Below are 10,642 nucleotides of genomic sequence, written 5' to 3'. Positions count from 1 at the left end.
GCCCTCCCTCGTCGCGCGCCTCGCCCAGGAGCGCCCGGCGCGCCGCCGGCGGCTCGCCGCCCTGCTGTGCGAGCGGCTCGGCCTCGCGCCCGAGCGAGCCGACGGCGTTCTCGCCCAGCTCCCGGCGCGCCCCGTCGCGCTCGCCGAGGCGGCCTTCCGCTTCGCGGTGACGCTCGAGATCGCCGGGGCGCCGCGGGTGCTCGGCCGCGCCGCCTATGAGCGCATGAACGCGCGCTTCGGCGCGGACGCCGTCGCCTTCGCCCTCGCGCGGCGCGGCCTCGTGCGCGCCGCGCCCGACGCCGGCCGTGGCGAGGCCGAGGCGGAGGCCGTCGTCGCCCGCGCGCCCGATCTCCTCGTGGACACCCTCGCGGCGAGCGACCATCCGCTGGCGGGCCCTGTCGCCGCCATCCTCGCGCGCCCGCAGCCGCTCCGCGGCGCGCTCGTGGACGCGTTCGCGCGCGATCCCGGCCGGCTGGCCGTCGCCCTCGACGCCATAGAGACGGCGCGCGTGCAGGACGAGCAGCTCGTCTCTCGCGCGGCCTCCCGCCCGGCCGATCCGGCGCCTCCCGTCGAGGACGAGACCGTCGCCTTCGCGCCCGAGCCTGAGGCGGCCCCCCGCGAGGCGGCGAGCGGATGAGCGCGGGCAGCGACGTCTTCACGCCGCGCCGACGCGTGCTCGACCCCGACGAGATGCGCGCGGTCACCGAGGCCACCGCCTATCTCGGCCGCGCCCGCGATCTCCATGGAAAGCTCGAGGCGAAGACCGGGCAGGCGGTCACCGACGGGCGCGAGCAGGGCTTCCGCGAGGGCTACGCCGCCGGGCGCCGCGCCGCGCTCGAGGATTTCGCGGACGCGGTGAAGCGCGCCCGCGAGCGCCTCACCGCGTCGGACGAGGAGCTCGCCGCGATCGTGCTCGTGGCCGTCGAGCGCATGCTCGGCCCGCGCGACGAGCGCGAGCTCGCCCGCGCCTGCGTGCGCCACGCCCTCGCCGAGGCCGCAGACGACATCTGGGCCGTGCTGCGCGTCCCGGCCGAGGACCATCAGGTCTTCGTCGAGGACCTCGCCACCGTCTCCATCTCCGAGGCCTGGCCGGAGATCCGTGGTGTCGAGGCGGACCCGCTGCTGAAGCCCGGAGAGATCGTGCTCGAGACGCCCAAGGGGCGCATCCACGTCGGCCTCAAGCAGCAGCTCTCGCGCCTGAAGGCGGGTCTGCAGAACGTCGAGGGGTGAGCGGCATGGACGCGATCGCCGCCGAGACGCGCCGGCCCGACGAGATTCAATGGGAGACGCGCCTCGCGCGGTTGCGCTCGAACGTCGCCGCGGTCCGCACCCGCCGCGCCTCCGGCCGGCTCCTCGCCGTGACCGGTCCGCTCGTGCGCGCGGAGCTCCCGGGCGTCGGCGTCGGCGAGCTGTGCGAGCTGCGCGATCCGGAGAGCGGGGAACTGCGCTTCGCCGAGGTCGTCGGCCTCGACCACGCCACCGCGTGGCTCGCGCCCTACGGCGGCGCGGCGGGGCTTTCGATCCGCACCGAGGTGGTGGGCCTCGGGCGCCCGCCCACCGTCGTGTGCGGCGATCACCTGCTCGGCAGCGTCATCGACGCGCGCGGCAATTTCCTCGATTGGGGCGCGGGCGCCGAGCCGCCGCGGCCGGGTGCGGAATCCGAGCGCCGGCCCATCGCCGCGCGCGCGCCGAGCCCGATGGAGCGGCGGCCGATCTCGACGCCGCTCGGCATCGGCGTACGCGCGATCGACGCCGTGCTCACCGTGGGCGAAGGCCAGCGCATGGGCATCTTCGGCACGGCGGGCGGCGGCAAGTCGACCCTGATGTCGGAGATCGTGCAGCGCTCCTCGGCGGACGTGACGGTCGTCGCGCTCGTGGGCGAGCGCGGGCGGGAGGTCGTCGACTTCCTCGAGAAGGCGCTCACCCCCGCGAGCCGCGAGCGCACGGTGGTCGTCGTCGCGACCTCGGACCGGCCGAGCGTCGAGCGCATGCAGGCGTCGCTGACCGCGACCGCTGTGGCCGAGCACTTCCGCGACCGCGGGCTCAAGGTGCTGCTCTTCGTCGATACGGTGACGCGCCTCGCCCGCGCGCTGCGCGAGATCGGCCTGTCCGCCGGCGAGCCGCCGGGGCGGCGCGGCTTCCCGCCCTCGGTCTATTCCACGCTGCCGCTGCTGCTCGAGCGGGCGGGCCCCGCGGCGCGGGGCTCGATCACGGCGTTCTACACGGTGCTGGTGGAGGGCGACATGGCCTCCGATCCGGTGGCCGAGGAGGTCAAGAGCCTGCTCGACGGGCACATGGTGCTCTCCGACAAGCTCGCCGCGCAGAACCACTACCCGGCGATCGACATCCTCGCCAGCCGATCGCGCCTGTTCAACGACGTCACCACGCCCGAGCATCGCGAGGCGGCGGGACGGCTGCGCGAGCTCTACGCGCGCTACCAGGACCTCGAGCTGCTCATCCAGGTCGGCGAGTACAAGGAGGGCGGGGATCCGGTGGCGGACGAGGCCGTCAAGAAGATCGACGCCATCCGGCGCTTCCTGCGCCAGAAGCCCGGCGAGAACGCGCCCTTCGCCGACACGGTGCAGATCCTGCGCGCGCTCGTGGAGAGGTGAGGCCGTGCGCGACGAGATCGACCGGCTCGCGCGCCTGCGGGACCTCAGGGTGACCCAGCGGCAGAAGGATGCCGCCGTCGCGGAGGCGGCGCGCGATGCCGCGCGTGCCGAGCTGCGTCGCATCCAGGAGACGATCCGCTCGGCCCAGCGCGAGCGCACGGCGCTCGCCACGCTCGCGCCGGGCGAGATGCTCGACGCGGCGCGCATCGAGCTGCGCGGGCGGCTCGACCAGGCGCTCGACGGCCAGATCCGCGCGGCCGCGCGCAAGCAGACGATCGCGCGCCGCGGCCTCGCCGAGCGCGAGGACGCGCTCACGGCGACCAAGCAGGCGCTGCGCGCCGCCGAGCGCGCCCGCGACCAGATGGAGACGCTCGGCGCGCGCATCGCGGCGGAGGAGGTGCGGGCCGCCGAGCTCGCCGAGGAGCTCGAGGCCGACGTGCCGCGCCCGCGACGCTCCGGGCCGGCCGGGGGACGTGGGGAGGACGGCTGGTGACGGGTTTCGCGACGCTTCCGCTGCCTCTCGTCGCGGCCGCGCTGCCGCGGCTCTCGCCGGGCGAGGTGCGCATCGCGAACCTGCGCGCGCGCCGCCGCGCGCCGGCGCTCCTGCCCACCGCGCTCGGCGACGTCGCCGTCACCACTGCGGGGGACGGGCCGCTCGGCTGGGAGGGCGCCTTCGCCCATTGCGGCATCACCGTCGCCGGCCGCGCCGCCGAGGCCTGGCTGCCCTTCGATGTCGTAGACGCGGCGCTGCGCGGCGCGCACCCGGATCTCGACGTCTCCCGGCTCGGCCCGCGCGAGCGCGCGCTCGCGATCGAGGCGCTGGAGAGCGACCTCTTCGCGCGTCTCTCCGGGCGGCTGTCCGAGGTGACGCTCGTCTCGATCGGGCGCGTCGACGAGCCGCCGGCGCCGGCGCCCGATCTCCTACGCTTCTCCGTCGCGCTCCCCGGGGCGACGCCGCTCCCCGTCCTCCTGCGCTGCCATCCGGTCGAGCGCGAGCGCATCCGCCGCGCGCTGGAGCGGATGCCGATCCTGCGCGAGCCGATCCCCGGCCTCGTGCTGCCGGTGGCGTTCCGCTGCGCGCACACGACGATATCCCTGGGAGATTTCGCCACGATTACGGTCGGTAGCGGATTGCTGCTTGACGATACGACGCTCGGTTTCCAAAAAATCGTAGCGGTCACCGCCGAGCGATTCGTCCAGGCCTGCACCTGGCAGACCATCAAGCCGGTTCTCGACGGCCCGCTCCTGAAGCACGCCGGCGCCAACGCGCGCGGCTACATCGCGAGTGCCGACGTGAGCGACAAGTCCGACCCCGCGGGCGGCGCGACCGCCAGCCTGGACGAGGTCCCGATCCATCTCGTGTTCGAGCTCGGGCGCACGGAGGTCTCCGTGTCCGACCTCGAGAGCCTGACCACGGGCTACGTCTTCGACCTCAACAAGCCCCTGGGCCAGAGCGTCGACATCCTCGCCAACGGCCGGCGTATCGGCGCGGGAGAGCTGGTTCGCATCGGCGATTCCATCGGCGTGAGGGTGTCGAGGCTCGTGCGATGAGCGAGTTCATCCTCCCGTCGTACTTCTCCATCGTCATCATCTCGGCGATCTTCGCGGTCATCCCCTTCCTGGTCGTGGCCGCGACGAGCTTCGCCAAGATCTCGATCGTGCTCTTCCTGGTGCGCAATGCGCTCGGCATCCAGCAGACGCCGCCGGCGGTTCTGCTCAACACGGTCGCGCTCGTGCTGACGCTCTACATCATGGCGCCGGTCCTGCGCGACATGTACGCCGTCGTCACCGATCCGCGGCAGGACCTCGAGTCGATCGCGGGGCTCGAGGCGATGGGGCGCGAGATGATCGAGCCGCTCGTCGTCTTCCTGTCGGCGCACGCGCGCCCCGAGACGATCGACTTCTTCATCGAGACGACGACGCAGCTGTGGGCGGGCGCGGCCAACCCCGTGGCCCCGGCGCAGCGCGACGACATCCTCATCCTGCTGCCCGCCTTCCTGGTCTCGGAGCTGACCCGCGCCTTCGAGATCGGCTTCCTGCTCTACCTGCCCTTCCTCGTCATCGACTTCGTCATCTCGGTGGTGATCGTCGCGATGGGCATGTCCATGCTCTCGCCGACCGTGATCTCCACGCCGCTGAAGCTCCTGCTCTTCGTCTTCGTCGACGGCTGGACGCGGCTGATGCAGGGGCTCGTGCTCTCCTACGCGCCCATGGGTGCGACATGAGGGGCGCGGCATGAGGGAGCGCGCGCCGTGAGCTCGTCGGGCCTGCTCCAGGAGCTCTACACGGCCTTCATGGCCGGCATGCTGATCGCCGCGCCGCCGATGATCGCGGCCGCCGTCATCGGCGTCGTGCTCGCCATCGTCCAGGCGGCGGTGCAGATCCAGGACCAGTCGCTGCCGCAGCTCGTGAAGATCATCGTCATCCTGGTGGTGCTCGTCGCCTTCGGCGTGCCCTTGTCGACGCCGTTGTTCGAGCACACCCGCCGGCTCTTCGCCGCCTTCCACGTCATGACGCGGTGAGGGGAGGGGCGCATGCCGACCTCCGACGACGCCTTCCTCGCGCTGATCCAGGCGGTGATGCCGACGCTCCTCGCCTTCGCGTTCGGCTACGTGCGCATCGCCGCCGTCCTGGAGATGTTCCCGCTCTTCACCACGATCAACCTGCGCGGCTCGATGCGCGCCACCGTCGCGCTCGTGCTCGCGATCCCGCTCGTGCCCGTGATCGAGCCGCAGATCGCGCAGATGCCGGACGCCACGATCCTTCGGCTCATGCTCATCGGCGTGAAGGAGCTCGCGGTGGGCGCGACGATCGGCATCCTGCTGGCGGTGCCGTTCTGGGGCGTGCAGGCGGCGGGGGACATCATCGACTTCTCCCGCGGCGCCTCGGCGGCGAACCTCGCCGACCCGGTCAACGCCAACGAGATCTCCATCATGGGAACGGTGCTGCTCTACGCGGCGCTCGCGATCTTCGTGATCTCCGGCGGGGTCACGGCGGTGATCGACCTCGTCTACGACAGCTACGCCGCCTTCCCCGTCACCGCGTTCCTGCCCGAGCCCGGAGACGGGCTCGTCCCCGCGCTGGGGCAGATGTTCGAGAACCTGCTGCTGGTCGCCGTCATCGTGTCCGGCCCGCTGATGCTGGTGATGATCATGATCGACCTGTCGCTCGTCTTCTCCTCGCGCATCGCGCGCCAGATCCAGGCCACCGAGTTCGCGATCATCCTCAAGGGGCTCGCCACCGCGGCCTTCATCCCCCTCTACGCCGTGTTCCTGGACGAGTACCTCGTCGACGACTGGCGCGAGCTCTTGCAATTCGCACGCGATTTCCTGACCCTGGACGGCGACGGCGGGCGGTAGCATGGCAGGCAACAACGACGACGCCGAGGAGGCGACCTTCGATCCCACGCCGCAGCGGCTCAGGCAGCTGCGCGAGCAGGGGCAGGTGCCGCGCAGCCAGGAGGTGGTCGACGCGATCACCCTGCTCGCCGTTCTCGCCTGGGTCGTCTTCCAGCGCGAGGCCTACATCGAGGGCTTCTCGATCGCGCTGCGGGACCTGCCGATCTTCGCCCCGATCCCCTTCGAGGAGCGGGTCGCGCAGTCGATCGGCGTGCTGGCGGAGCTGACGCTGCGCCTCGTCGTGCCGCCCATGCTGATCGCGATCGTGGCGGCGGTGGGCGCCACCATGCTCGACGTCGGCGGCTTCGTCTTCTCGCTCCAGAGCCTGACGCCCAACTTCTCGCGCTTCAACCCGATGGAGGGGCTCAAGACCGTCTTCAGCCTGCGCAGCCTGATCGAGCTGATCAAGTCGGCGATCAAGGCCGGCATCTTCTTCGCCTGCGTGATCCTTGTCGTGCGCGGCTACGTCAACGACATGGTCTGGGCGCCGACCTGCGGGCTCGGCTGCCTGATCGACGTGTCGGCGACCACGATCCTGTGGATTCTCGTGATCGGCTGCTTCCTGGTGATCCTGTTCGCGGCGATCGACTATGCCATCCAGCGCTGGCTCTTCACCCGCGACAACCGCATGACCCTCACCGAGGTCAAGCGCGAGATGCGCGAGAATTACGGCGACCCCCACGTGCGCGGCGAGCGCAACGCGGAGCGCAAGCGCATCGCCCAGACGGCGGGGCTCACCGGCCCGAACGCCGCCAACCTCTGGATCGCGGGGCCCGACGGCGCGATTGGCATCACCTACAAGCCGGAGCGCTCCGGCGTGCCGGTCGTCGCGGCGAAGGCTGCGGGCGAGGCCGCCCGCGGCTTCCTCGCCCGCGCCCGGGAGGCGGGAATCGCCGTCACCGAAGCCCCGGACGTCTTCGGTACCCTGGTCGCACAGGGCAAGGTCGGTCAGGCGATCCCGCGCGAGACCTTCCAGCGCGTGGCGCAGCTCCTGGTGCGAGCCGGCTTCTCCGGCTGACGCCGCGTGCCGTTGCGCGATGTCAATGCGCTCCGAAGGAGGGCGTCAGATCCTCGCCGAAACGCCGCCCGTCCCGCGGGTCCCCTCCGCGGGCGGCGCTTCGGAGGGCTCTTCCATGATCAAGGACATCCTCGTCGTCCCGACCCCGCGCGCCGTCGCGGTCGGCCCCTTCGCCGCCTCCGTCGCCCACGCCTTCGGGGCGGGGGGACGAATCGCCTGCCCAGCCTTCGACATGGTGGCGCCGACCTTCGTGGTGCCGGAGATGCCCGTCGAGATCCTGGACAACGTCCGCGAGGCCGCTCGCGGCGAAGCCCGCGCGCGGGTCGAGGAGATCGCCGCTCTCCTGCGCGAGAAGGGAATCGATCCGCGCACCGAGGTGATCTCCGGCACGTTCGACGCCTGCGTGCACGAGCTCCAGCGCCGCGCACGCTACAGCGACCTCGTGATCGTCGAGCAGCCCCCGTCCGAGGGCCGGGAGGGCGAGGGGGCGCTCGCCGAGGCGCTGCTCTTCGGCTCCGGCCGGCCGATCCTGTTCGTGCCCTGGGTCCAGAAGAGCGGTCTCGGCGCCGACCACGCTCTCGTCGCCTGGGACGAGAGCCCGACGGCGGCGAGGGCGATCGGCGCGGCGATGCCGTTCCTCCAGCGTACCCGCGCGGTCGAGGTCGTCTCGGTGGAGGACGCGCGGCGCCCGCGAAGCGCCGACCCGGAGGCCTTCGCGCGCCATCTCGAGACGCATGGCGTGCGCGCCCGTGGCCGGCGCATCGCCGACGTCGGCGATGTCGCGGACACGCTGCTCTCGCACGCCGCCGACACCGGCGCGGACTACCTGGTGATGGGCGGCTACGGGCACTCGCGCCTGCGCGAGTTCGTGCTCGGCGGAGCCACCCGCCACATCCTGCAGGCGATGACGGTTCCGGTCGTGATGATGCACTGAGGCGGGAGCGGCCCGCTCCCGCCCGGCTCAGCGGGCGAGCAGGGTTGCGAGCGCCATGCCCACCGCCGCCTGGACGGGATCGATCACCGGCACGCCGAGCTCGGCCTCGAGGGGGGCGCGGTGGCGGGCCATGCCCGCGCAGCCGAGCACCAGCGCCTCCGCCCCGTCGAGGTCGCGCAGGGTGCGCCCGACCTCGACGAGGCGGGCGAAGGCGCCCGTGTCCGAGGCCGCCTGCGCCACCGTGATCTCCAGCGCGCGGTCGCCGGCGAGGCGCTCGCCGACGCCGATCTCGCGCACGGCACGCAGGTGGCGGCGGATCGAGCGGGTCTGCACCGCGATGATGCCGAACCGGTCCGCCCGCGCCAGCGCGGCGAGGATGCCGGCCTCGCGCATGCCGAAGACCGGCGCGCGCGTCGCCTCGCGGCAGACCTGCACGCCGGGATCGGAGAAGCAGGCGATCACCGTCGCCGCCGGCTTCTCGCGCGCGACGAGGCGGGCGAGCGGCAGCACGACGCTCTCGATGTCCGCCTGCGTCTCGATGTTGAAGGGACCCTCCGCCAGCGTGAGGCAGTCGATGCGCGGGCCGCCGGGCAGCGCGTAGCCGGCGAGCGCCTCGGCGAGGCCGGCGGTGACGGCCTCGTTGCTGTTGGGGTTGACCACGAGGATGCGGGCGTCGGTGCTCATCGGGGGTGTCCTTTCACGACCATCTCAGCGCGGGCCCGCGGCGCTTGTCCACGCCCGCCGATGCCGAGGCGCGGCTCGGCAGATGCGCGCGGCGCATGCGTGCGTCACAGCCGCTTGAGGAAGCCCGCGAAGCGCATCAGCCCCTCCGGCCAGGGTCCGTGACCGGACTCGCTGTTGATGTGGCCGGACTCGCCCGCGTCCGTCAGCTCCGCGCCCCAGGCGGCGGCGATCGCCTCGGCGCGGGGGAAGCTGCAATAGGGGTCGGTGCGGCTCGCGATCAGCACGCTCGCGAAGGGAAGGGGGTGCGCGGGGACGGACATCGCGCGCAGGCCCTCGGGCATGCGGCTCTCGTCCTCGAGGTCCGGCGGCGCGACGAGGTAGGCGCCGGCGACGCGCCCGACCACGTCGCCGGCGGCCGCTGCGACGACGTGCGTGCCGAAGGAATGCGCGACGAGCACGACCGGGCGCGTCGCCTGCGCGACCGCCTCGGCGAGGCGCGCCGGCCAGCACGCGAGGTCGGGCGCGGACCAGTCGTCCTGCTCGACGATCCGGGCCGTCCTGAGCTTCGCGGCCCAGCGCGCCTGCCAATGGTCCGGCCCGGAGCCGTCGAGGCCGGGGACGATGAGGATATCGCAATCTTCGGTACGCATGTGCTATCCTGTGGTGCGAGCCGCGGAGACGCGACGACGCGTCCGGGCCCGGGCCGGCGCGCGATCGTGACCTCGGCGGATCGTTGGCCTAGATGTAGGACGAACGGGCCGCGCGGCCAATCGGCGTGAAGATCAACCGGAACGAGAGCATGAGCGAGACCATCGAGACGGATGTGGTGATCGTGGGAGCGGGGCCGGTGGGCCTCTTCGCGGTCTTCGAGCTGGGGCTGCTCGACATCAAGGCCCACCTCGTCGACATCCTGCCCAAGATCGGCGGCCAATGCGCCGAGCTCTACCCCGAGAAGCCGATCTACGACATCCCGGGCTTCCCGACCGTGACCGGCCAGGGCCTCATCGACAACCTGATGAAGCAGATCGAGCCCTTCGGGCCGACCTTCCACCTCGGCGAGATGGTGGCGGGCGTGGAGACGCTCGGCACGCCCGAGGCGCCGCGCTTCCGGCTGACCACCGACGCCGAGACGATCTTCGACTGCAAGGCGATCGTCATTGCGGCCGGCGGCGGGTCGTTCCTGCCCAAGAAGCCGCCGGTGGAGAACATCGAGGCCTACGAGGGCACCGGCGTGTTCTACGCCGTGCGCAAGATCGAGGCCTTTCGCGGCAAGCGCATTCTCGTGGTCGGCGGCGGCGATTCGGCGCTCGACTGGACGGTGAACCTCCAGCCGGTGGCCGAGCGGCTCACCCTGATGCACCGCCGCGACGCCTTCCGCGCCGCGCCCGACACCGTCAACAAGATGCGCGCGCTCGTGGCGGCGGGCGAGATGGACATGCATCTGGGCCAGATCGCCGGGCTGAAGGGCTCGCCACCGAGGCTCGAGGCGGTCGTCGCCAAGCGCGACGACGGCTCGACCTTCGACATCCCCTGCGACGTGCTCCTGCCCTTCTTCGGGCTGACCATGAAGCTCGGCCCGATCGCCGATTGGGGGCTGAACCTCGAGGAGCAGCTCGTCCCGGTCGACACCGAGAAGTTCGAGACCTCGACGCCGGGCATCTTCGCGATCGGCGACATCAACACCTATCCGGGCAAGCTCAAGCTCATCCTCTCGGGCTTCCACGAGGGCGCGCTCGCGGCCCAGCGCATCCACCGCTACGTCCATCCGGACAAGCGGCTGACCTTCCAGTACACGACCTCCTCGTCGAGCCTGCAGAAGAAGCTCGGCGTCGCCGCCTGACGCCGGGACGCGCGCTCAGCCCGCGCGGCGCAGCGTCGCGCGGTAGGGGCGCTTGGGCTCGGGGGGCGGCGGCGGGTCGTCGCGGCGCGCTTTCGTTCCCGGCGCTCCGCCGCCCTGCGGGCCGCCGCGGGGCAGCGCGCTCGCGGCGGGATCGCC

13 protein-coding genes are annotated in these 10,642 nt (G+C 72.4%); 11 read left to right on the top strand and 2 right to left on the bottom strand.

Annotated features, from left to right (window positions below):
• The 10 genes from ACTZWW_RS21980 to ACTZWW_RS21935 form a co-directional block, all read left to right on the top strand.
• A partial coding sequence (locus tag ACTZWW_RS21980; RefSeq protein WP_444783104.1) for a hypothetical protein occupies window positions 1-637 on the top strand: 637 nt, incomplete at its 5' end.
• The gene (locus ACTZWW_RS21975) at window positions 634-1,230 is read left to right on the top strand and encodes a FliH/SctL family protein (RefSeq protein WP_444783103.1); all 597 of its coding nucleotides are present in this window, start codon (window positions 634-636) and stop codon (window positions 1,228-1,230) included. The genes ACTZWW_RS21980 and ACTZWW_RS21975, both read left to right, overlap by 4 nt.
• A 5-nt stretch (window positions 1,231-1,235) precedes the next feature.
• Window positions 1,236-2,612 (top strand): FliI/YscN family ATPase, encoded by a 1,377-nt coding sequence (locus ACTZWW_RS21970; RefSeq protein ID WP_444783102.1) that lies wholly within the window; start codon window positions 1,236-1,238, stop codon window positions 2,610-2,612.
• A 4-nt stretch (window positions 2,613-2,616) separates the two neighbouring features.
• Entirely contained in the window at window positions 2,617-3,105 is a 489-nt protein-coding gene (locus ACTZWW_RS21965) for a hypothetical protein (RefSeq protein WP_444783101.1), read from the top strand.
• Window positions 3,102-4,163 (top strand): type III secretion system cytoplasmic ring protein SctQ, encoded by a 1,062-nt coding sequence (gene sctQ / locus ACTZWW_RS21960; RefSeq protein WP_444783100.1) that lies wholly within the window; start codon window positions 3,102-3,104, stop codon window positions 4,161-4,163. The genes ACTZWW_RS21965 and sctQ overlap by 4 nt, the downstream gene beginning before the upstream one ends.
• A complete protein-coding gene (sctR, locus tag ACTZWW_RS21955; RefSeq protein ID WP_444783099.1) occupies window positions 4,160-4,837 on the top strand; it encodes a type III secretion system export apparatus subunit SctR in 678 nt (225 codons plus the stop codon). Before sctQ ends, sctR begins: the two co-directional genes overlap by 4 nt.
• Window positions 4,838-4,864: 27 nt before the next feature.
• The gene (locus tag ACTZWW_RS21950; RefSeq protein ID WP_444783098.1) at window positions 4,865-5,134 is read left to right on the top strand and encodes a flagellar biosynthetic protein FliQ; all 270 of its coding nucleotides are present in this window, start codon (window positions 4,865-4,867) and stop codon (window positions 5,132-5,134) included.
• A 12-nt stretch (window positions 5,135-5,146) separates the two neighbouring features.
• On the top strand, window positions 5,147-5,971 hold the full coding sequence (gene sctT, locus ACTZWW_RS21945; protein ID WP_444783097.1) for a type III secretion system export apparatus subunit SctT: 825 nt from the start codon (window positions 5,147-5,149) through the stop codon (window positions 5,969-5,971).
• A 1-nt stretch (window position 5,972) separates the two neighbouring features.
• On the top strand, window positions 5,973-7,028 hold the full coding sequence (locus tag ACTZWW_RS21940) for an EscU/YscU/HrcU family type III secretion system export apparatus switch protein (RefSeq protein ID WP_444783096.1): 1,056 nt from the start codon (window positions 5,973-5,975) through the stop codon (window positions 7,026-7,028).
• Between the two features lie 115 nt (window positions 7,029-7,143).
• A complete protein-coding gene (locus ACTZWW_RS21935; RefSeq protein ID WP_444783095.1) occupies window positions 7,144-7,962 on the top strand; it encodes a universal stress protein in 819 nt (272 codons plus the stop codon).
• Window positions 7,963-7,989: 27 nt separating this feature from the next.
• On the opposite strand, the gene ACTZWW_RS21930 is transcribed toward ACTZWW_RS21935, so the two are convergent.
• Together ACTZWW_RS21930 and ACTZWW_RS21925 are read right to left on the bottom strand one after the other, a co-directional pair.
• On the bottom strand, window positions 7,990-8,646 hold the full coding sequence (locus ACTZWW_RS21930; RefSeq protein WP_444783094.1) for an aspartate/glutamate racemase family protein: 657 nt from the start codon (window positions 8,644-8,646) through the stop codon (window positions 7,990-7,992).
• A 104-nt stretch (window positions 8,647-8,750) separates the two neighbouring features.
• Window positions 8,751-9,296: an RBBP9/YdeN family alpha/beta hydrolase gene (locus ACTZWW_RS21925; protein ID WP_444783093.1), complete on the bottom strand. Its 546-nt coding sequence runs from the start codon at window positions 9,294-9,296 to the stop codon at window positions 8,751-8,753.
• A gap of 149 nt (window positions 9,297-9,445) precedes the next feature.
• On the opposite strand from ACTZWW_RS21925, the gene ACTZWW_RS21920 reads away from it, so the two are divergent.
• Window positions 9,446-10,486, top strand: coding sequence for an NAD(P)/FAD-dependent oxidoreductase (locus ACTZWW_RS21920; protein WP_444783092.1), 1,041 nt, complete (start codon window positions 9,446-9,448; stop codon window positions 10,484-10,486).
• Window positions 10,487-10,642 lie beyond the last annotated feature (156 nt).

The sequence above is a fragment of the Salinarimonas sp. NSM genome, assembly GCF_052380005.1.
Classification (GTDB): Bacteria; Pseudomonadota; Alphaproteobacteria; order Rhizobiales; family Beijerinckiaceae; genus Salinarimonas.
This window is presented reverse-complemented; position numbering and strand designations above follow the sequence as displayed.

Coding starts and splice junctions, on each gene's coding strand:
- sctR (WP_444783099.1), top strand. CDS start 4,160: ATGAGCGAGTTCATCCTCCCGTCGTACTTCTCCATCGTCATCATCTCG.
- ACTZWW_RS21930 (WP_444783094.1), bottom strand. CDS start 8,646: ATGAGCACCGACGCCCGCATCCTCGTGGTCAACCCCAACAGCAACGAG.
- ACTZWW_RS21925 (WP_444783093.1), bottom strand. CDS start 9,296: ATGCGTACCGAAGATTGCGATATCCTCATCGTCCCCGGCCTCGACGGC.
- sctT (WP_444783097.1), top strand. CDS start 5,147: ATGCCGACCTCCGACGACGCCTTCCTCGCGCTGATCCAGGCGGTGATG.
- ACTZWW_RS21920 (WP_444783092.1), top strand. CDS start 9,446: ATGAGCGAGACCATCGAGACGGATGTGGTGATCGTGGGAGCGGGGCCG.
- ACTZWW_RS21935 (WP_444783095.1), top strand. CDS start 7,144: ATGATCAAGGACATCCTCGTCGTCCCGACCCCGCGCGCCGTCGCGGTC.
- ACTZWW_RS21940 (WP_444783096.1), top strand. CDS start 5,973: ATGGCAGGCAACAACGACGACGCCGAGGAGGCGACCTTCGATCCCACG.
- ACTZWW_RS21975 (WP_444783103.1), top strand. CDS start 634: ATGAGCGCGGGCAGCGACGTCTTCACGCCGCGCCGACGCGTGCTCGAC.
- ACTZWW_RS21970 (WP_444783102.1), top strand. CDS start 1,236: ATGGACGCGATCGCCGCCGAGACGCGCCGGCCCGACGAGATTCAATGG.